Below are 22188 nucleotides of genomic sequence, written 5' to 3'. Positions count from 1 at the left end.
ATGAACAAATTTACTCAACTTAGCCTGTTTGCACTTTTACTGGCTACTACAATCTTCAGCTCATGTAAAAAGGAATATGAGTCTATTGAAAGTGTAGATGATGCCGCTATCCAAGCTTATCTTAAAAAGAATAATCTTAGCTTCGATAAGGATCCAAAAGGCTACTACTATAAAATCATTACATCTGGCACTGGTGATGTTGTTAAAAACCAAGATTCGGTTTATTATTCGTATACCTTTAAAACCTTGTCTGGCCAGGTGTTAAATCAAACATCTGATTTAATGATTCCAGGTACCTTTTTGGGTTATACTGATCGATTTACCATTAATAACGTATCGTATGTATTTACGCCAATTAGAGAAGTGTTAACCAAATTAAAAAGAGGTGGCAAGGCAACATTAATTATGCCTTCTAGTATGGCTTTTGGTAAGAATGGGGTTAGTTTTTTGAATATTGGATCAAATGAAAATATTCTTGTTGATTTGGGTATTTACGCTGAATCGAAAAGACACGAAATAGATGAATTTGAAATCAATAAATTCATTAGCAATAATAATTTAACACTAATTAAAGATCCTTCAAGAGCGCGCTATAGCATTACTACTCCTGGAACAGGAACAGATGTGATTAACCTGAATTCTACAATCGTTGCAAACTACACTGTGCGTCATTTAGACGGAACGGTTTTACAAAGTAGTACAGATGGAACTTTTAGCGATGTTTTGAGTAATTTATATAAAGGTTGGCAGTTAATATTACCAGGAAAGGTAACTGCTGGGGGAAAACTTCGTTTGGTTATTCCTTCTGATTTAGCTAACGGAACTCCTTTAGACTTCGACATAGAAATTGTAAAGGTTACAAATTAGATAAAGCCTCTTTAAAAACTTTTAAAACCCTTTCCCTTGCAAAAGTATGCTCAACTATTGGTTGGGCATATTTTTTTGTTCCAAATTCTGGCACCCACTTTTTAATATATTCGAACTTAGGGTCGAATTTTTTAGTCTGGAGTTCAGGGTTAAAAACCCTAAAATAAGGTGCGGCATCATTCCCTGATCCTGCAGCCCATTGCCAGCCGCCCACGTTGCTTGCCATTTCGTAGTCCAATAACTTTTCTGCAAAATAAGCTTCTCCCCAACGCCAGTCGATGAGTAAATGTTTGGTTAAAAAACTGCCCACAATCATGCGTACACGGTTGTGCATCCAGCCGGTTTGGTTAAGCTGCCTCATGCCGGCATCTACAATAGGGTAACCAGTATTGCCTTCGCACCAGGCTTTAAATTCATCTTCGTTGTTTCGCCATTTAATTTTATCATATTGCTTTTTGAACGAATTGGAAGCTGAGTGAGGGAAATGCCAAAGTATGGTCATATAAAATTCGCGCCATGCCAATTCAGAAAGCCAGACATCCGATTTAGCTTCCAATGCATCCTTAACCGCTTTCCTAATGCTTAACGTTCCAAAACGTAAATGCAGTCCGATATGGGTGGTGCCATCAAGTCCAGGGAAATCACGTTTTTTTGCATAATCATCAAGTTTGTTTTGATAACTGATTTTCGGAAAATCCAGCTTACTCTTTTCAAAGCCCATTTCATACAAACCTGGGTAAGGTAGATGTTTGATTTGCAATAAATTTTTGAGATATTTTTTAGTCGGATAGGCCTTTACATAAAAATCGTTTAACTTGGCATGCCATTGTTTGTAAAAAGGAGTAAAAACAGTGTAGGGTGTTTTATCGGCTTTTAAAATTTCGTTTTTTTCAAAAATAACCTGATCCTTATATGTTTTGAATATTATTTTTTCGCTGGTTAAAAATTCGGCCATGTTATCATCACGTTCGCAGGCATAAGGCTCATAGTCATGATTGGTATATACGCCCTTAACATCGTATTCCTTTAAAATTTCAGGCCATATTTTTTCGGGCTTGCCATATCTCACCAATAAATCTGATCCATATTGCTGAAGTTCTCTCTTTAAATCTTCAATGGTTTGATAAATGAAAGTTACGCGGGCATCATCTTTTGGGAGTTTATCTAATATATGCTGGTCAAAAATGAAAAGCGGAAGAACAGGATAATCGCTTTTAAGGGCATGATATAATGCAGCATGATCTGCTAAACGTAAATCGCGACGGAACCATAGAATTGATATTGAAGTCATTGAGGGGGATTACAAATTAATGATTTACATCATGCTGAACTTGTTTCAGCATCTTTTATAATAGTACAGTTATAGAGATAAGATTCTGAAATAAGTTCAGGATGACGGCCAGTTATCCAATTTAAGCTATTTGTATAAATCTTTCAACGCATCCTCCAGATGTGTGAATTTAAATTTGAATCCCGCATCTAGAATTTTTTGGGCTGAAGTATTATTGCTCATTAATACGGCCTCAACACGCTCTCCTAATAACAATTCCAATGCTTTTTTGGGTACCTTAACAGGCCAAAAAGGTCGGTGTAGCCTTTTGGCAATGGCTTTGGTTAACGCTTTATTGGTTACGGGAAAAGGCGCGCAAGCATTATATGAATTCTCCATTTTAAGATTTTCAATGGCCTCAATGTACATTTCTACCATATCATCGATATGCAGCCAGGGCGTCCATTGTTTGCCCGTACCTAAAGCGGCTCCAGTAAATAACCTTACCGGTTTATCAAGCTGTGGTAAAGCCCCTCCATGATTACTTAAAACGATTCCCGTACGGAGTTTTACAATCCGGAGGCTTAGTTTTTTGCCCTGATCTACTGCATCTTCCCAAAGTTTACAGCATTCGGCTAAAAATCCGTAACCGTTTAAACTTTCTTCTGTTAAAATTTCATCGCCGCAATCGCCATAAAAACCAACTGCCGAGGCAGAAATGAACGATTTTAGCTGATGGTCGGGTTTAGATTTTATGATTTTAAAGAGTAATTCGGTTGATTTTACGCGACTATCGATGATCTGTTTTTTGCGTTCATCGGTCCATTTTTTATCGACTACTGGTTCTCCCGCTAAATGGATAATGGCATCTACACCATTCAAACAATCAGCATCAATCGTTCCTTTGTAAACATCCCACACAAAATTATTCGGATTGTTGTCTTTCTTTCGCGAAAGTGTATTCACCTCATAACCTTTGCTTAGCAGATGTTTTTTCAGCGCAGTACCCACAAGTCCTGTAGCCCCGGTAATCAGAATCTTCTTTGCCATCTTTTTAAAACACCAAAGATACAAAAGGGTTTTTATGCTATCATTTAAAACGATATTAATTCGGTTCTAATTTTTTTGTTACCTATTTGTAAAGAATTATTTAGGGGTTTGATGAAGAAGAAAAATAAGATAAATTTGTAAACGCGTTCTTACACCCTTTTCGATAAAAGATGTCCAAAAAAATTTTAGTCTGGTTTAGAAATGATCTTCGCTTGCATGATAACGAAATGCTGGTTGAGGCGATTGCTAAGTCTGATTCGATTTTACCTGTTTACATTCTCGATCGCCGTTCTTTTGGCGAAACAAAATACGGTACGCTAAAAACGGGTAATATTAGAGCGCAGTTTATTATAGAAAGTGTTTTAAGTTTACGCAGTTCGTTAAAGCAGATTGGGGGTAACTTGCTTATCGCCGAAGGTAATCCTGAAGATATTATTCCGCAACTTGCTCAGGAATATGAAATTACCGAAGTTTACCATCACCGCGAAGTTGCAAGGGAAGAAACGCATGTTTCAACTTTGGTAGAGAATGCACTTTGGAAATTACGCATCAACCTGAAACATTTTATCGGTCATACCTTATATAATAAAGAAGATTTACCTTTTCCAATTAAGGATATTCCAGATGCCTTTAATCAGTTTAAGAAAAAGATTGAGCGCGATTCGATTATCAAACCTTGTTTTGCTGCGCCCGACCGCATTAATGTAGCCGAAGTGATTGATTGGGGGGTATTGTCATCGCTAGAAGAACTTAACCTTTTGCCACAACAAAAAGATCAGCGTGCTGATTTTGAATTTGTTGGTGGCGAGGCCGAGGGTTTGGCTCATCTTCAAAAAGTGATTGTAGCCATGCAACAGGCTGCAACAACCAAGAATTTAATTCTGGCTTCAAAACTATCGGCATGGCTGGCCATGGGCAGTTTATCGCCACGAAAAGTGTACTGGGAAATTAAAAAAATGGAAGGTGTGCCCAATACCAAGGCCATGTTCAATCATATTTTATTAGGTCTGCTTTGGAGAGATTACTTCCGTTTCATGTTTAAGAAATATGGTAATACGTTTTTTAGTCCGGATGGATTTGGTAGCCAGGGGCTTATTGATGTTGTAAATGAGCAGGATAACTTTAGTAAATGGAAGAATGCGCAAACAGGTTTTGCTGTGGTAGATGCGGTGATGACAGAGCTAAATCAAACCGGTTTCATCTCGAATATCGCCAGGCAAACAGCAGCTTTATATCTGATCAATAATTTAGAGGTAAGCTGGGTTTTTGGTGCAGCATATTTCGAAGAAAAACTGATCGATTACAACCCGGCAAGTAATTGGGGGAACTGGGCTAATGTAGCCGGTGTAGGTAACGATCAGAAATCAAAAAGTGTTTTCGACCTTGATAAAAATATCAAAAATCTCGACCCAAAAGGCAATTACTCCTTAACTTGGGCATCATAGTTGTAATGATTGATGATTGAGCACTGAATGAATGAATTTGAAATTTTATCGATTAATACAAGTCATATTTTTATCATTCTCTTATTCAATAATTCTCTCACTCAATAATTCTCATTTTAATCGAGATTTTTGCCATTTATATAAGGTAAAATTCTAATTTTGTAATGCTTATAGTAAACAGTTAATAATGGATAAATTATCTTATCTTAATGGCGCAAACGCCGAATATATAGAATCTTTATATCAATCCTATCAACAAGATCCTGAGTCTGTTGAATTTGGTTGGCAGAAATTTTTCGAAGGTTTCGATTTTGGAAGAGGATCGGAAGCCCCTGCAGTAACAGCAGAAACTCCTGAACAATTTTTAAAAGAGGTTAATGTTTTAAATCTGATTGATGGCTATCGCAGCCGCGGTCACTTATTTACACATACCAATCCGGTTCGCGAAAGACGTAAACATTTACCAACATTAGATCTGGCAAATTTTGGATTATCTGATGCCGATTTGGAAACCGTTTTCAACTCTGGTGTGGAAATTGGTATCGGTGCAGCAAAATTGAAAGATATTGTAGCCTTTTTAAAACAAACATACGCAGGTTCTATCGGAGCCGAATTTAAGTTTTTACGTACACCTGAAGTGTTGAACTGGATTCAGCAAAAAATGGAAAGTGCGCGTAATACCCCTAATTTCTCGATCGATGAGAAAAAACGTATTCTTCGGAAATTAAACGAAGCAGTAAGTTTTGAAAATTTCTTGGGTACAAAATTTCTGGGCCAAAAACGTTTTTCATTAGAAGGTGCAGAAGCTTTAATTCCTGCTTTAGATTCAGTAATTGAAAAAGGTGCTGAACTGGGAATTGAAGAATTTGTAATTGGTATGGCACACCGTGGTCGTTTAAACGTGTTGGCCAATATCATGCAGAAAACATACAAAGATATTTTTGCTGAGTTTGAAGGTAAAAGCTACAATCCAGATACCCCATTTGGTGGCGATGTGAAATATCACTTAGGTTATTCTACAGATGTTGCTACCGTTTCGGGCAAAAGCGTTCACTTAAGTTTATGCCCTAATCCATCACACTTAGAAACGGTTGACGGTGTGGTAGAAGGAATGAGCCGCTCGAAAATCGATTTCAAATATGGTGGCGATAATAGTCGTTTAGCACCAATTTTGATTCATGGCGATGCATCAGTTGCCGGACAAGGTATTGTTTACGAGGTAATTCAGATGGCAGGTCTTGAAGGTTATAAAACTGGTGGAACTATTCACTTGGTAATTAATAACCAGATTGGCTTTACCACCAATTATAAAGATGCCCGTACCAGTACCTATTGTACCGATATTGCTAAAGTAACTTTATCTCCGGTTTTCCACGTAAATGGTGATGATCCTGAGGCTTTGGTTTATGCAATTAACCTGGCAATGGAATACCGTCAGAAATATAAAAATGATGTTTTTATTGATATTCTTTGTTACCGTCGTTTCGGGCACAATGAGTCTGATGAACCTAAGTTCACGCAGCCATTATTATACAAAACCATCGAAAAACACCCTAATCCAAGGGAAATCTATATCGATCAGTTAACCAAAGAAGGTAAATTAGAAGCTGGTTTGGCAAAAGAAATGGAAAAAGATTTCCGTAATATTTTGCAGGAACGTTTAAACGAAGCTAAAGAATTTGTTGCAGGTAATGCCGAAGTTAAATTTGGCGGTGCATGGGCAGATTTGCGTATGGCTACACCTAAAGATTTCGAATCTTCACCGGTTACTGCGGTTAAAAAATCTACTTTATTAGAAATCGGTAAACGCATTACTACTTTACCATCAAATAAAAAGTTCTTCAAGAAAATTGAAAAATTATTTCTTGAGCGGACCAAAATGGTTAACGAAACACATGTTTTCGACTGGGCAATGGGCGAGCAGTTGGCTTATGGTACTTTGTTATCAGAAGGTAAACGTGTTCGTTTAAGCGGTCAGGATGTAGAAAGAGGAACATTCTCTCACCGTCATGCGGTACTAACGTTAGAAGATAGTGAGGAAGAATATGTACCGTTGGCAAACATTTCAGATCAACAAGCTGCTTTCGATATTTACAATTCACACTTATCAGAATACGGCGTTTTAGGTTTCGAGTATGGCTATGCTATGGCAAATCCAAACGCATTAACCATTTGGGAAGCACAATTTGGCGATTTCTTTAACGGAGCACAGATTGTTGTCGATCAGTATATTGCAAGTGCCGAAACCAAATGGCAACGCGAAAACGGTTTGGTTATGTTATTGCCTCACGGTTACGAAGGCCAGGGACCAGAGCACTCATCAGCACGTATTGAGCGTTTTATGGAGCTTTGTGCCGATTACAACATGCAGGTAACCAACTGTACAACTCCGGCAAACTTCTTCCACGTTTTACGTCGCCAGTTTAAACGTGATTTCCGTAAACCATTGGTTGTATTTACTCCTAAAAGTTTATTGCGCCACCCGGCCTGTGTTTCTAAATTAGAGGAATTTACTGAAGGTGGCTTTAAAGAAGTAATTGACGATGTAAATGTTAAAGTTACAGATGTAACACGTATTGTCTTCTGTAGCGGTAAAATTTACTACGAGTTATTAGAGAAACAACAGGCTGATAAATTGAAACACGTAGCCTTGGTTCGTGTAGAGCAGTTGTACCCAACTCCGGTTGATCAGATGGAGGCCATCCAGAAGAAATATAAAAACGCTAAAGAAGTTTTCTGGGTACAAGAAGAGCCAGAAAACATGGGGGCATGGCCATATCTGTTCCGCAAGTTGTACAAAACGGCTTTAAAGGGCATTGATGTAATTTCGAGGAGAGAAAGCAGCAGTACCGCAACAGGTTTTGCAAAACAACATGCTAACCAACAGGCTTATATTTTAGCAAAAGCTTTAGAGATTTCGGTAACGGATGATGTAAAGGATATTGCCAAAAAAGCAACAAAAAAATTAGTTCAGATCGATTAAGTGCATTGTGCTAAGCGTTTGACGCATAGCGTTTGATATTGATTATTAGAAGATAAAAAACATAACATTACAAAAATGAGTTTAGAGATAAAAGTTCCACCTGTAGGTGAGTCAATAACCGAAGTTGTTTTATCACGTTGGATAAAAAACGATGGCGATGTTGTTGAAATGGATGAAGTTATTGCCGAATTAGAATCGGATAAAGCGACATTCGAATTAACTGCAGAACAAGCTGGAACTTTAAAAACCATAGCAGCCGAAGGCGATACTTTAGCCATTGGTGCAGTAGTTTGTAAAATTGAAGATGGTGGCGCTGCTCCAGCGAAAGCTGATGCACCAAAAACTGAAGAAAAGGCTGTTGTTGCTGAAGATAAAACTGCAGCTCCGGTTGCCGAAAAATCAGGCGAAAGCTATGCTACAGGAACTCCTTCTCCTGCTGCCGGTAAAATTCTTGCAGAAAAAGGGATTGAAGCTAGCGCTGTAAAAGGTACTGGCGTTGATGGCCGAATTACCAAAGATGATGCTGTTAAAGCAGAGGCTGGTAAAAAAGCAGAAGCACCAAAAGCGAGTGCTCCGGTTGCAGCAGCAGCTGCTCCTGCAGGTAGCCGTGGCGAGCGTCGTGAGAAAATGTCTCCACTACGTAGAACGGTTGCAAAACGTTTAGTTGCTGTTAAAAATGAAACAGCAATGTTAACCACTTTTAATGAGGTTAACATGAAGCCGATTATGGATTTACGCGGAAAATATAAAGATCAGTTTAAAGAAAAATTTGGTGTTGGTTTAGGTTTTATGAGCTTTTTCACTAAAGCAGTTACCGAAGCTCTGAAAGATTTTCCTGCGGTTAACGGCCGTATTGAAGGCGAAGAATTGGTTTACAATGATTTTGCTGATATTTCGATTGCTGTTTCTGCACCAAAAGGTTTAGTCGTTCCGGTAATCCGTAATGCAGAAAGCATGACTTTAGCTCAGATTGAAAAATCAGTTTTAGAATTGGCTTTGAAAGCACGTGATAGCAAATTAACTATCGAAGAAATGACTGGCGGAACATTCACCATCACTAATGGTGGTGTATTTGGGTCGATGATGTCTACACCGATTATTAATGCGCCACAATCGGCTATTTTAGGTATGCACAACATCGTTGAGCGTCCGGTAGCTGAAAAAGGTGAAGTGGTAATCCGTCCGATGATGTACGTTGCCTTATCTTACGATCACAGAATTATTGATGGACGTGAGTCGGTTGGTTTCTTGGTTCGTGTAAAACAACTATTAGAAGATCCAGCTAGATTATTATTAGGTGTCTAGACTCCTAAATCCCTAAAGGGACTTAGATATATTTATTAAAGAAGTCAAGTTTTAATGGCCAGTGCTATAAAAACTTGACTTCTTTTTTATACCCGAAAAATGAAATTAACGTTTAACTCAAAATTCCTCTTTATTTTTCTTGCGATATTCTTAACTGAGATCTTAATCGCAAAATATCTTCATGATGCATTTATTCGCCCATTTGGTGGCGACGTATTGGTTGTTATCTTGATTTACGTATTTTTTAGGATTTTCCTTAAAACAGATAATAAGAAGTTAGCTTTAGGCATCTTAATTTTTTCTTTCGCAATCGAGTTTCTCCAAAAGGCAAATTATGTTTCCTGGTTTGGTTGGGAAAACAACAAATTAATGCGCACCATATTGGGTACTTCCTTTAGCGCTTATGATCTGCTCGCTTATTTTGTAGGCTATTTAGTGGTCGTCATGCTGAATTCATTTCAGGGGCTATCTAGCAGGAAAGATGCTTAAATAAATTTAGCATGACGATCGCATTGGACTAAATAAGTATAAATTAAAAGAAATAAAGCTATTTAGACAACGCTTTAATTGGTTTTAGATCCAGCTGTTTAAACTCTACCTCGCTACCTTCTGCCTGTAAGGCAATCTGCCCGCTACTTGCTGTACAATTGGTGCCATAGTTTACCAATGTACCGTTTACCCAAACTTTAACTTCGTTATTTAGGCATTGTATGATCATGGTATTCCATTCGCCAACAGGTTTTTCACTGTCGTCTGTTAAATTTTTTATCCTGCGGAGTTTATTCCCATTTATACCCCAGTTTTCTTGAGGTCCGCGTCTGGCAAGCATATCGGGTACTGTAATATCTTCTTCGATACACCAGAAATCGCCAGCATCTTTATGTTGCATCTGAACTTCCAGCGATTTTGGAAACATGCCATACAATGCTCTTGGTGTTGATGCATGAACTAAAACGCCACAATTACCTGGTTTACCAGCAAAACGGTATTGTACAGTTAATTGGTAATTTTTATAAATTTTATCGGTTATTAAGTGCCCGCCTGGTGTACCTAAACTCACCAGCATACCATTGCGTACAATAAACGGATTAATGGTATCAGGCTTTTTGTCCATTGCAGGTACATCTACATGCCAGCCGTTTAGATTTTTTCCGTTAAAAAGGCTTTTTTGTGCAAATGTTGAGCTGCTAATCATAAATAGCAGTAAAAAGGCATAATAGCGTTTCATGATATATTTGGTTTTTCGTATCCAAATATATTTTAAAAAATTAGAAAACCATAGTGATGGTTGTGATCTTGAAGGAATGAATGATCTTTATTCTATACTTCGGATGCTTGTATTTTCTTTATCTTGTATTCTAAACTACGTTCAGAATGAGGATTGTTGAATTAAATTTTGCAACTCAACAGCGAGTCGGAGACTCTTTTCCATGCTGTAATCCGTAGAGCCCTTCGGAACTCTACGGATAGATAGGTATATTCTTCACTGCGTTCAAAATAACAGTAGGAATCAAATTTCAGTAATAATCTTACAAAAAAAAGCCCATTTCAGTTAAGAAATGGGTCATGTTTTATGAAGTTTTATTGTCCTTCAATAAGCTCAGAATGACAGTGTTTAATAAGAAGCATCGTCATCTCTACTGGAACACTATAGAATGGAGAGATCTGTTCGTACAAAGGCCGCTTGAAACAAGTCAGCATGACGAAGTGTTTATTTAATCTTCTACAATCTCACTGTTGATGCTTACATCATCCTTTACATCTTCTTTAAAGTAGTTTTTCTGGAAAATGAGTATGAGTATCACGCCAACTGAAATGGCAGCATCTGCAAGGTTAAAAACAGGTCTGAAAAAAACAAACTCTTCGCCTCCCCAAATTGGTACCCAAGTAGGGAAGTGGCCTTCTGCAATTGGAAAATAGAACATATCTACCACACGCCCATGAAACCAGCTTTCGTAACCATAAATCTTTCCGTAAAATACAGAATCTATAATGTTTCCAAGTGCGCCAGAAAAGATCAGTGCAACATTTAGAATTAAACCCCGGTGATATTTATGCTTAATTAGATAATGTAAGCCATAACCAATTCCTGCAACGGCGGCAATACGAAAAAGTGATAAAGCTAATTTACCAAATTCACCACCAAACTCCATCCCAAAAGCCATCCCATTATTTTCGGTAAAATGGATGATAAACCATTTACCAATGATATGAAACTCCTGGCCAAGGTACATATGTGTTTTAACCCAGGTTTTAACCAGCTGGTCGGCCAGTAAAACTAAAAAGATAACAATTAAAGGTTTTGTATAGCCTTTCATTAACTTTGCTTTAATTTAGCTTCCATGCTTAACGTTGCATGAGGTACAGCACGTAAACGCTCTTTTTGAATTAATTTACCTGTTTCACGGCAAATACCATAAGTTTTGTTCTCGATACGTACTAATGCATTCTCCAGGTTATCAATAAATTTTTTCTGACGGGCAGCTAATTGATTGATTTGCTCTTTTTCCATTGTTGCAGAACCGTCTTCTAAGGTTTTGTATGCACCTGAAGTATCTTCTGTTCCATTGGCATTTGGATTACTTAAAGAAGTGGTTAAAGAGTTCAGTTCCTCTTTCGCCATGCGTAATTTATCTTGAATTAATTCTTTAAATTCTTGTAATTCACTGTCTGAGTAGCGTGTTTTGTTGCTGTTTTCCATGTTCTTTTTCTAATTTTCTAATATATGGATTTATATTTTAGTTACTGAAATGCTTAACTCAACATCATCGATCACGATTTTGTTTGCATTATTTACAGTATCTGTTAATTCAAATTCGTCGGCTAATATTTCGGCGCAAATGTAACCCTTGTTTTTTGCAACTGCATCGGCCACCAAGTTATCATTTTGTAACGAAACTTTAATCCTATCGGTCACCTCAAAATTTAATTCTTTCCTTAAATTTTGGATACGGTTAACCAGTTCGCGCGAAATACCTTCCTGTTTCAGCTCTTCGGTAATGGTAACATCCAAAGCAACGGTTAAGCTGCCTAGGTTAGTTACCTGCCATCCGGGAATATCTTCCGCAAAAACTTCTACATCATCATTTAAATTGATGGTAAATTCTTCACCATTATTGCCAACTACGATGATGAAGCCATCATTTTCTAAACGTTGGATATCATCCTGATTTGAATTTTCTAAAGCCGCTTTAACCAGGCTCATATCTTTTCCAACTTTTTTACCCAACGATTTAAAGTTCGGTTTCAACTTTTTCTTCACAATGCCATGTGTATCGGTAATGAACTCGATATGTTTTACATTCGTTTCAGAAAGGATATAATCGGCAACTTTTGAGATTTTTTGTTCGAAATCGCCACTTAAAGATGGGATTAAGATTTTCTCAAGTGGTTGACGCACGTTGATGCCCGATTTTTTACGCAGCGATAAAACCATCGATGAAATATCCTGGGCGTAAACCATACGCTCATTCAAATCGGTATCAATCAAACTTTGATCAGCCTCTTTCCATAAGGTTAAGTGGACAGATTGTTCCGCATGTGCATCGGTAATCGTTAAGTTTCTGTATAACCAGTCGGCAAAGAAAGGCGCCACCGGACTCATCAACTGTGCTAAGGTTTCTAAACAAGTATATAATGTTTCGTAAGCTGCACGTTTATCATCAGTCATTTCGCCTTTCCAGAAACGACGGCGGCTTAACCTGATGTACCAGTTACTCAAATGTTCATCAACAAAAGCCTGAATAGCGCGGGTAGCTTTCGTTGGTTCGTAAGTATTGTAACTTTCATCAACTTCGTTGATTAAGGTTTGCAATAACGATAAAATCCAGCGGTCTAATTCAGTCCTGTCTTCAACTTTGCTCAGGTTGTTTTTATCGATCTCGAATTTATCGATATTGGCATACAGGGCAAAGAAAGCGTAGGTGTTGTAAAGTGTTCCGAAGAATTTACGGCGCACTTCAGCAATACCATCAATATCAAATTTTAAGTTATCCCAAGGATTTGCATTAGAAATCATGTACCAACGCGTTGCATCAGCACCATATTCATTAATGGTCTGGAACGGATCGGCTGCATTGCCCAAACGTTTAGACATTTTTTGTCCGTTTTTGTCTAGTACCAGTCCATTAGACACTACATTCTTGTACGCTACTTTATCAAAAACCAATGTAGAGATCGCATGTAGGGTATAAAACCAACCACGGGTTTGGTCAACACCTTCTGCAATAAAATCTGCCGGAAAATCTTCATTTCCGTCGATGGTTTCTTTGTTTTCAAAAGGATAGTGCCACTGCGCATAAGGCATAGCACCAGAGTCGAACCAAACATCAATTAAATCACTTTCGCGGCTCATCGGTTTGCCTGATGGAGATACCAAAACAATCTTATCGACTACATTTTTATGTAAGTCGATCAAATCATAGTTCTCTTCAGACATGTTCCCGATTTCAAATCCCTTAAAAGGATTTTCTTTCTGGAAACCTGCTGCTATAGATTTTTCAATGGCGTTATAAAGTTCCTCAACAGAACCAATTAACACTTCCTCTTTTTTATCTTCAGTTCTCCAGATCGGCAAAGGAATTCCCCAGTATCTCGAACGTGATAAATTCCAATCGTTAGCGTTTTTTAGCCAGTTTCCAAAGCGCCCTTCACCAGTTGATTTTGGTTTCCAGTTAATGGTTTCATTAAGGTCGAACATTCTGTCTTTAACATCTGTAACTTTAATAAACCACGAATCTAAAGGATAATATAAAAGTGGTTCATCAGTTCTCCAACTGTGTGGGTAACTGTGAACATATTTTTCTACTTTAAAAGCTTTGTTCTCTTCTTTTAATAAAATAGCAATTTCTACATCAACCGATTTTTCAGGTGCTTCGCCAGCATTGTAATATTCGTTTTTCACATATTTGCCTGCAAAAGGACCAACATGTTTAGTGAATTTACCCTGTAAATCTACTAATGGAACGGGGGTATCATTCTCATCTAATACCAACATTGGCGGTACTTCCGGAATGGCCTCTTTAGCTACTTTAGCATCATCTGCACCAAAAGTAGGGGCGGTATGAACAATACCGGTACCATCTTCAGTAGTTACGAAATCTCCGGAAATTACTCTAAATGCATTTTCAGCATTTTGATATGGCAATGCATAAGTTAATAGTTGTTCATATTTAATTCCAACCAACTCACTTCCTTTGCATTCGGCAAGTATTTGATAAGGGATTTTTTTATCGCCAGCTTTAAAATTTGTAAAATCTTCAGCTTCATTGCTTTCGAAGAAAGTTTTACTAAACTGCTTTCCAACCAGGTTTTTTGCCAAAATTACATTTGTTGGCAAGAATGTATATTGGTTAAACGTTTTGATTAAAACATAGTCAATTTTTGGTCCAACCGTTAAAGCAGTGTTTGATGGTAAAGTCCAGGGTGTTGTTGTCCAGGCCAATAAATAAATATCATCAAATCCCTGTAAGAAACTTGGTAGCGTATCGGCTAGTGCTTTAAATTGAGCAACAATCGTTGTATCTGTAACATCCCGGTAAGCTCCAGGCTGGTTTACCTCATGCGAGCTCAACCCTGTCCCGGCTTTTGGAGAATAGGGCTGGATTGTGTAACCTTTATAGATTAACCCTTTATCGTAAATCTGTTTCAGAAGCCACCAAACCGACTCCATATATTTCGATTTGTAGGTAATATACGGATCATCCATATCTACCCAATAGCCCATTTTTTCAGTCAGGTCGTTCCACACGTCAGTGTAGCGCATTACTGTTTTTTTACAGGCTTCGTTATAGTCTTCAATTGAAATGGTTCTACCAATATCTTCTTTAGTAATTCCTAATTCCTTTTCAGTGCCAAGCTCAACAGGTAAACCATGGGTATCCCAGCCAGCTTTTCTTTTAACCTGATAACCCTTAATTGTTTTATAGCGGCAAAAAATATCCTTAATTGCACGCGCCATTACGTGGTGGATGCCCGGCATGCCATTAGCAGACGGTGGTCCTTCGTAAAAAGTAAACGGATTAGATTTAGGACGGGATGAAATACTTTTTTCAAAGATATTTTCCTTTTTCCAAAAATCCAGTATTTCTTGCCCTATTTTGGCAAGTTCCAATTGTTTAAATTCGCTATACATCAATCAAGTACCTCAAAAAATTAAAGGTTGCAAAGTTAACAGATTTGCCTGAATTTTGGTAGTTTTGATGTAAATACTTTTAACGTGAAATTATTTAATATCGGGCTTGCATTGATGATTGTGGCCGTAATTGCGCTGCCAATTGTTGCGGTGATCAGTCCGGCAAACCGCGATTTTGTACTTTATGCATTTTATTTCTGCGGCCTGCTCGAACTAATCGGGCTCATCTTTGTTTTAGTACATATTGTTACACTTAAAAGAAAGAACCCATGATTAAGCTCTTAAAATTGCAGAAAGCCGTTTTCATCCTCATCGCTGGCGTACTTTCTTTTATCGCCTACAAGATTTTAGATGCAAATGAGGTAAAAGGAAGTATCTATTTTCAAATGCTGGCGGGCGTGCTGATTATTATTGGTGCGTTGTGGCTGTTATATCCAATTTTATTTGCCAAAAAAGATAACGATGGCAATGCAGAAATCATTACCGATCCAACAGTAGAAGTTCCGGTAGATGAAGAGGAGAAAAAACCTGCTACAGAATAAACCTCACCCTATCTACGCTTTTTTGCTTTATCATCTATCTCTTACAGCCCTCTCCTCAAGGAGAAGGAGATGTAGTTTCTGCGTTTAACCACTAACTTGGATAGAGAGAGGTTTTGTAAAGCAAGGCCTGCATTTATTTTGATGTTCGCCCTGCTGTACGCTGTAGCCCTCATGCTTCGGGGTTGTCGCTACCATCAGGTTAGGGAACTTGGGCCTGTGTAAGAAATAAAGGTACTCCTTTCCAAAGCCAATTAAATGTTTTAAAAAAAAATAAAATCCACGTAGGGGTAAATTTCCTGTGAGTTGTATTAGCTCTAAATAACAAATAGAGATAACTATGATTCCTGCATTAATTATTTGGCTTTGCAAGAAATATTTTGCTCCAAAAACCTACAAAACATTCTCCTCCAAAAGCCTAATCAATCCAAAAAGTGTTGCTTCGGTGCTCTTTCTTATCTGTTCATTTTCATCGGCTTTTGCACAGCAAAGTAAATTTAACATTAAGCGCAATGGCGAAGTAATTGGTCAGATGCATTTTCAGCAGAAAGATGAGGGAGATGATGTTTATCTAAAAATAACTTCAAAGGTTCAAACCCGATTTCTAATCAAAATTAATGTAGAAACAGAAGATTTGGCACATTTTAAGAATGGCAAGCTGCTCAGCTCAAATGTAAATAGAGTGGTAAATGGCAATACCAAAGAAGCTAAGAAAACAAGTTGGGTAAATAATGTTTATCAGCTTAAAACAGGCGATAAAGCAAGTATAATAACCCAACCCATCAGTTATAATATGATGCTTTTATATGTTAAAGAACCAGTTAATATCCCCGAAATTTATTCAGATAATTTTCAGTGTTTTATTCCCATTCAAAAAAATGGAGCCCACCAGTACAGGGTCAATCTTCCGGACGGGAATTATAACGATTACTATTTCGAAAACGGAATATGCAAACTGGTCGTTGTAAATCATTCATTGTACACCATTAGAATGGAAAGGGTTTAGTATGGAAACAGTAGCAAATAAATACCTTAAGGTTTTGGTTACGGGTGCATCAGGCTTTATCGGCCGTAAATTAAGTTTTGCCCTGGCAGAAATGGGTTACGATGTAGTGGCCCTTTGTAGAGATATCAATCATCCGTTTCTTATTCAGCACAGAAATATCCAGTTTGTAAAAGGTGATGTTTTAAATCCTGAAAGCTTAGAAAAAGCAATGAAAGATTGTTATCAGGTTTATCATACCGCGGCGATGGCTAAAATGTGGTGCAGAAACGAACAGGATTTCTACGATGTAAATGTAATTGGGACAAGAAATGTACTCAATTGTGCATTGAAAGTAGGCGTAGAAAGGGTAGTGCATACCTCAACCTGTGGTGTATGGGGCCCAACATTAAATTTACCGATTTCGGAGAACGACCCAAGGGCAGTTGGTTTTCCCATCAGTTATGAACGTACAAAATACCTGGCTGAGTTAGAGGTGAAAGAATTTGTGAAAAAGGGATTGGAAGTGGTAATTGTAAACCCATCAAGAGTATATGGTGATGGACCAATTACGGATAGTAATACGGTGAGTAAAATGGTTACGGGTTATATAAAGGGTACGTGGCATTTTATTCCGGGCGATGGAAAAGCAATTGCCAACTATGCTTTTGTAGATGATGTGGTGGATGGGCACATTGCAGCCATGCAATATGGCAGGAATGGCGAACGATACATTTTGGGTGGTGCTGATGTTTCCTTTAATGGGTTTTTCGGCATGTTAAGACAGATCACGGGTAAAAAAAGAAATTTGTATAAAATTCCCGTAAGCATTATTAAAACGTATAGTTTGCTTGAATATTTAAAATCGAAACTCTTTAATCTTAGTCCATTTTTTCTGCCAGAGTTTGCCGATAGGTTGAAATGCAATCAACAATATTCGAGCAATAAAGCCATTACTGAACTAAATTATCGGATAACACCTTTTGCAATAGGTTTAGGTAAAACCATTAATCACTTTAAATCTAATTAGGTTAAAATTATCATCCTCGTTTGTAACGAGGGTGGTTGAGAGCCACATTTGTAATGTGGATTATAGGATTATTAAAAGTCGATACAATCGACATTCTCCTACATCCCCATTACAAAGGGGGACGATATATAGAAAATATAAAAATGAAACAATTAACAGCATTAATTACCGGTGCAAGTGAGGGGTTGGGTAAGTCTTTCGCCATCGAATCTGCCAGACGCGGACTTGGCTTGGTATTAGTCTCTTTGCCCAATAGTGGACTGGAACATTTAGCAAATTATCTGCGTGTAAACTTTAACAGTAAGGTATTCTGTATCGAAATAGATTTAACTAAAAGTACTTCTGCTGCCGAAATATTTGAGAAATTAAAGGTAAACAACATCGAGGTTAATGTTTTGATCAACAATGCAGGTTTAGGAAACTGGAGCTGGTTTGAAGATAAAAATGTCGATTTTTATAGAACACAGATCGAGCTTAATATTACCAATACAGTTTTGCTTACACGGTTATTTTTAAACCATATCGATAAAAGTGAGGCAAGCTATATTTTAAATGTAGGTAGTTTAGGTGGACATTTTATCGTTCCAAAAAAACAGGTTTACGGAGCTACCAAATCTTTTATAGGTTATTTTACCCGTTGTTTACAACTTGAATTAAGTGGCACTAATGTGCACATCAGTTTGCTTAGTCCTGGCGGAATTAATACCAAGCCAGAATTATTGGTAATGAACAATGAGCTGAAAGGTTTTGCCAAAGCTACAATTTTGGAAGCCGATTATGTAGCCCAGATAGCCATGGATGGTATGCTGAAAGGCAAGAAAGAAATTATACCGGGGTTGGCCAATCGTTTTTTATTGGTGTTGGATAAAATTATACCAGCCTTTTTAAAAGAAATTATAATTAGACGTAAATTGAAATCGATTTTAATAACTTAGATTTTAACCCCAAATCTGTAAGGTTTAAAAATCTTGCAGGTTTAGCTTTATGGAGAGTAACGATACCCATCTTATCGGATTAATTAAAAGCGGTAATAAACAGGCTTTCGACGAAGTGTTTTTGAAGCATTTCAAAAGCCTGCATGCCTATGCTTTTACCATAATTAAAGAAAAAGATGATGCTGAAGAGATCGTTCAAAACGTGTTTGTGCGCATATGGACAAAAAGAGCGCAACTTAAAACAGATGGGTTTTTAAAATCATTTCTCTACCGTTCGGTGCATAACGAAAGCCTAAATTATTTGAAACATCAAAAAGTAAGATCAAATTTTAACATTCATTATGCCGATGCTGTGAAAAACGATATAGGAAACTTAAATACAGAGATTGTGGCTACAGAACTGGAAAAGAATATCCATTCGGCAATAAACGAGCTGCCCGAAAAATGCAGAAATGTATTTCAGTTAAGCAGGTTCGACCAGATGAAATATCAGGAAATCGCCGATGCACTAAATATTTCTATCAAAACGGTAGAAAACCAGATGGGGAAAGCCTTAAAGATTTTGCGCCTTAGGGTAGTAGATTTTCTGATCCTCATTTTTATTTTATTGAAATAAGCTTATGGATAAAAATTATACAAATATTAATGATGATTTACTGGCAAAATACTTGCTCGGAGAAGCTACTGTGTCCGAAATTGAGCAGGTTGAAGCTTGGGCAGCATCAAATCTGGATAACCGTAAGCAGCTAGAGGATTTTAAGACAATACTGGAGAAAAGCAAACTTCAGATCGATCCTGAAATTGACGAACAGCAGGCTTTAGCGCGATTAAATGCTCGTTTAGAAACCGAAAAAAAAACAATCAGTTATACATTTATTTTACGTTGGGTGGCTGTGGTATTTATATTTTTTAGTGCCGGCTTATTTTTCTACAACAATTTAATCGCTAATAAAATAAATGTAAATAGTGGAGAAAGCACTTTAACGCAAGCGCTGCCTGACGGTTCTACCGCAATACTGAATAAACAATCTGCACTTTCTTTTGTAGGTGGATTTTTTAATAAAACCCGTGACGTGAAATTAAAAGGAGAGGCTTTTTTTAAGGTCAGTGCCGACAAATCGAAGCCTTTTATCATCAGCGTTAACGATGTTCAGGTAACTGTTGTAGGTACGGCGTTTAATGTGAAAAGTAACGGAAAAGATGTTATAGTAATTGTAGAAAGTGGGATCGTTAAGGTAAATAATCAAAATGATAGTGTACGTTTAACTGCCGGAGAGCGGGTAGAGGTTAGTGAAGATCAACGGCATTTATCTAAGGGAGAAAATCAGGGCAAATTGTACAATTACTATTATTCGAATGAATTGGTTTGCGATGGAACGCCGCTTAACGATCTTGTGGCTGTGCTTAATGAAAAATTTAAATCCAATATTGTTATTGTAAATCCTGCATTAAAGTCGCTTCCAATCAGTACAACATTTAAAAACGAATCGCTTAAAGAAATCCTGAATGTAATTGCCGAAACTTTTAAGATTAAGATAGAATACGGACAGGGCATAATTAAACTTAAGTAAAAACCAATGCGTACGCTCAAAATCACTGTTATTTTTCTCCTTTTTTTCAGTTCCAATATAAAAGCACAATCCAATTTATCCAGAAATATCTCCCTCAATATCGAGCAGCAAAAACTAGGTTCAGTATTGGCGATGATAGAGGAGAGAGGCGGATTCAGATTTTCTTACAACAGTAATATATTACCTGTAGACAGTTTAATCAGTATTCACGAAAACAACTTAAATATTGCCGAAACGCTCGATAAAATATTAAATCATAAGTTCGAATACCGCCAATCTGGTAATTTTGTGATTATCAGGTATGCGCCGCTCGAACTGGTTTTGTTGGTTAACGAATCGGTTGGTAACCCCGAGCATTATACCATTACGGGCCAGGTGGTAGATAAACAGACCAATAAACCAATCCGAGATGCTAGTATTTACGAGCGAAATCTGTTGGTTTCCGAAATATCGGATGGGAACGGTTATTTTTTGATGCGGTTAAAAAACATCACACAGCCTATATCATTAACGGTAAGTAAAGAAAATTATAAGTCTACTGTTACTCATTTCCTGGCTGAAGTGAACATTACCAATAGAAAGGAAGACCCTGACGAAAGATTTTTGAGTGGCAATTTGGGCGATGTAGAAAGGACCTGGTTGGGTAATACTTTGGTTACGGCACAACAGAAAATCCAGTCGATTAATATCGGTGGTTTTATCTCTAAAGCCCCGTTTCAGTTTTCGCTTATTCCTAGTTTAAATTCACATGGCTCATTGAGCGGTCAGGTGGTAAATAAATTTTCGCTTAATGTTCTTGGTGCTTACAGCGCAGGGGTAGACGGAGGGGAAATTGGTTTTATTTTCAATATCAACAAAAGCAATGTGCAGTATTTTCAGTTTGCCGGAGCTTTTAATTTGGTTGGTGGAAATGTTCGTGGAGTGCAGATTGCTGGTTTTTTTAATGATGTAATAGGCGATGTCCAGGCCGCTCAGATTGCTTTAGCTTATAACCGTGTAGGCAAGAGTTTTGAAGGCTTTCAGATAGGTGGGATTTATAATAAAGTGAATCAGGATTTCAGGGGGATGCAGGTGTCATTAGGTTTAAATGATATTGGCAAAAACTTTAATGGCTTTCAGATTGGGACGCTAAACCTTATCCCTGAAAAACAGGAAGGCGTTCAAATTGGGCTTGCCAGCAATATCGTGAACGGAGAATCGCATGGTATGCAGATTGCCGGAATAGTCAACTTGAATAAAGAATCTAATGGATTAAATATAGCAGGACTCGGAAATTATACTGCAAATACCGCAAGTGGATTACAAACAGGTGCAATCAATTACGCTAAAAATTTAAAAGGTGTTCAGCTTGGAGTTTTTAATATTTCAAATCAAAATGATGGCTATTCAATTGGGCTCATTAATGTTGCATTAAAGGGCTATCACAAATTTAGTGTTGGCACCAATGAAAGTACCACTTACAACTTTACCTACAAAGGAGGTAGTAAACGTTTGTACAATATGCTGATGTTCGGTATGAACAAAAAATCTGTCGAAAAAATATACACCGGTGGACTGGGTTTTGGAAAAGAAATGAAATTGTTCAATAGTGTTTCCTTAAATCCCGAAATCAGCTGCCAATTTGTATACCAAGGCAGCTGGGATTATATTAATCTGCTCAACAAATTTGAATTCCCGATAAACATCAGGTTAAATAAATGGATAGCCATTCAGGGTGGCCCATCGGTTAATGTTTACCATACCAAACAAAATACGAAAATTGGTGATTTTGGACTATTGCAGGAAAAACATAAAGATTTCACGTTCAACGATTCGAGATATACAGGATGGCTAGGATGGAATGTGGGCTTGTTGGTTTTGTAAATCCTAACAGACCTATAAGGTTTTCAAAACCCTATAGGTCTAGATTTCTAAATCTATAAACTTTTCTTTTTTATGAAATTCTACAAATTCTTCAATTCCTCCGAACCAATTAAAAATAGTATTTCTCTCAATTTTTGAAGTTTTATTAACTGAAATTATTGAGTTATAAGAAGAATAATCCCACTCTGATGCAGCTTTGCAAAAGCCATGATGCA

Annotated in this window: 19 protein-coding genes; 13 read left to right on the top strand and 6 right to left on the bottom strand. The window is 37.4% G+C overall.

Annotated features, from left to right (window positions below; all coding sequences use genetic code 11):
• A complete protein-coding gene (locus tag FHT21_RS23330; protein ID WP_167297104.1) occupies positions 1-867 on the top strand; it encodes an FKBP-type peptidyl-prolyl cis-trans isomerase in 867 nt (288 codons plus the stop codon).
• Here the strand turns inward: FHT21_RS23330 and FHT21_RS23325 are convergent.
• Positions 857-2158 (bottom strand): deoxyribodipyrimidine photo-lyase, encoded by a 1302-nt coding sequence (locus tag FHT21_RS23325; RefSeq protein ID WP_167297103.1) that lies wholly within the window; start codon positions 2156-2158, stop codon positions 857-859. The two genes, FHT21_RS23330 and FHT21_RS23325, sit on opposite strands and share 11 nt — an antisense overlap.
• A gap of 126 nt (positions 2159-2284) precedes the next feature.
• Complete coding sequence (locus FHT21_RS23320) at positions 2285-3187, bottom strand: TIGR01777 family oxidoreductase (RefSeq protein WP_167297102.1); 903 nt, start codon at positions 3185-3187, stop codon at positions 2285-2287.
• A gap of 170 nt (positions 3188-3357) precedes the next feature.
• Here FHT21_RS23320 and FHT21_RS23315 point away from each other — a divergent pair, with 170 nt between their 5' ends.
• The 4 genes from FHT21_RS23315 (at position 3358) to FHT21_RS23300 (ending at position 9409) form a co-directional block, all read left to right on the top strand.
• Entirely contained in the window at positions 3358-4632 is a 1275-nt protein-coding gene (locus tag FHT21_RS23315; protein ID WP_167297101.1) for a DASH family cryptochrome, read from the top strand.
• Between the two features lie 187 nt (positions 4633-4819).
• Positions 4820-7615, top strand: a complete 2796-nt coding sequence (locus FHT21_RS23310; RefSeq protein WP_167297100.1) for a 2-oxoglutarate dehydrogenase E1 component — start codon at positions 4820-4822, stop codon at positions 7613-7615.
• Between the two features lie 75 nt (positions 7616-7690).
• Positions 7691-8920, top strand: coding sequence for a 2-oxoglutarate dehydrogenase complex dihydrolipoyllysine-residue succinyltransferase (gene odhB, locus FHT21_RS23305; protein WP_167297099.1), 1230 nt, complete (start codon positions 7691-7693; stop codon positions 8918-8920).
• A 99-nt stretch (positions 8921-9019) separates the two neighbouring features.
• A complete protein-coding gene (locus FHT21_RS23300) occupies positions 9020-9409 on the top strand; it encodes a DUF2809 domain-containing protein (RefSeq protein ID WP_167297098.1) in 390 nt (129 codons plus the stop codon).
• A 58-nt stretch (positions 9410-9467) separates the two neighbouring features.
• On the opposite strand, the gene FHT21_RS23295 is transcribed toward FHT21_RS23300, so the two are convergent.
• From FHT21_RS23295 to ileS, 4 genes are all read right to left on the bottom strand, one after another.
• Positions 9468-10148: a DUF1080 domain-containing protein gene (locus FHT21_RS23295; protein WP_167297097.1), complete on the bottom strand. Its 681-nt coding sequence runs from the start codon at positions 10146-10148 to the stop codon at positions 9468-9470.
• A 487-nt stretch (positions 10149-10635) separates the two neighbouring features.
• Positions 10636-11238, bottom strand: coding sequence for a lipoprotein signal peptidase (locus FHT21_RS23290; protein WP_167297096.1), 603 nt, complete (start codon positions 11236-11238; stop codon positions 10636-10638).
• The gene (locus FHT21_RS23285; RefSeq protein WP_025144123.1) at positions 11238-11621 is read right to left on the bottom strand and encodes a TraR/DksA C4-type zinc finger protein; all 384 of its coding nucleotides are present in this window, start codon (positions 11619-11621) and stop codon (positions 11238-11240) included. The genes FHT21_RS23290 and FHT21_RS23285 overlap by 1 nt, the downstream gene beginning before the upstream one ends.
• A 30-nt stretch (positions 11622-11651) precedes the next feature.
• Positions 11652-15053 carry an isoleucine--tRNA ligase gene (gene ileS / locus FHT21_RS23280; protein WP_167297095.1) on the bottom strand — a complete coding sequence of 1134 codons (3402 nt, stop codon included), beginning with the start codon at positions 15051-15053 and terminating at the stop codon, positions 11652-11654.
• Between the two features lie 84 nt (positions 15054-15137).
• Between ileS and FHT21_RS23275 the strand changes: the two genes are divergently transcribed.
• The 8 genes from FHT21_RS23275 to FHT21_RS23240 all read left to right on the top strand — a co-directional run bounded on the left by FHT21_RS23275 (position 15138) and on the right by FHT21_RS23240 (position 21973).
• Positions 15138-15326, top strand: a complete 189-nt coding sequence (locus FHT21_RS23275) for a hypothetical protein (RefSeq protein ID WP_113947778.1) — start codon at positions 15138-15140, stop codon at positions 15324-15326.
• Positions 15323-15595, top strand: a complete 273-nt coding sequence (locus FHT21_RS23270; RefSeq protein WP_190326640.1) for an isoleucyl-tRNA synthetase — start codon at positions 15323-15325, stop codon at positions 15593-15595. Before FHT21_RS23275 ends, FHT21_RS23270 begins: the two co-directional genes overlap by 4 nt.
• Before the next feature lie 337 nt (positions 15596-15932).
• Positions 15933-16598 (top strand): DUF6134 family protein, encoded by a 666-nt coding sequence (locus tag FHT21_RS23265; protein WP_167297094.1) that lies wholly within the window; start codon positions 15933-15935, stop codon positions 16596-16598.
• Between the two features lies 1 nt (position 16599).
• Positions 16600-17604, top strand: a complete 1005-nt coding sequence (locus FHT21_RS23260; RefSeq protein WP_167297093.1) for an NAD-dependent epimerase/dehydratase family protein — start codon at positions 16600-16602, stop codon at positions 17602-17604.
• Positions 17605-17747: 143 nt separating this feature from the next.
• Entirely contained in the window at positions 17748-18539 is a 792-nt protein-coding gene (locus FHT21_RS23255) for an SDR family NAD(P)-dependent oxidoreductase (protein ID WP_167297092.1), read from the top strand.
• Between the two features lie 49 nt (positions 18540-18588).
• Positions 18589-19155: an RNA polymerase sigma-70 factor gene (locus FHT21_RS23250; RefSeq protein ID WP_167297091.1), complete on the top strand. Its 567-nt coding sequence runs from the start codon at positions 18589-18591 to the stop codon at positions 19153-19155.
• Positions 19156-19159: 4 nt separating this feature from the next.
• Positions 19160-20110, top strand: a complete 951-nt coding sequence (locus FHT21_RS23245) for a FecR domain-containing protein (RefSeq protein WP_167297090.1) — start codon at positions 19160-19162, stop codon at positions 20108-20110.
• Between the two features lie 6 nt (positions 20111-20116).
• Positions 20117-21973, top strand: coding sequence for an STN and carboxypeptidase regulatory-like domain-containing protein (locus tag FHT21_RS23240; protein ID WP_167297089.1), 1857 nt, complete (start codon positions 20117-20119; stop codon positions 21971-21973).
• The last annotated feature ends 215 nt before the right edge of the window (positions 21974-22188 follow it).

This window comes from Pedobacter sp. SG908 (assembly GCF_011759615.1).
GTDB classification, from domain to species: domain Bacteria; phylum Bacteroidota; class Bacteroidia; order Sphingobacteriales; family Sphingobacteriaceae; genus Pedobacter; species Pedobacter riviphilus.
Note: the sequence above shows the minus strand (reverse complement) of the source record. Positions and strands in the feature narration are given on the sequence as shown.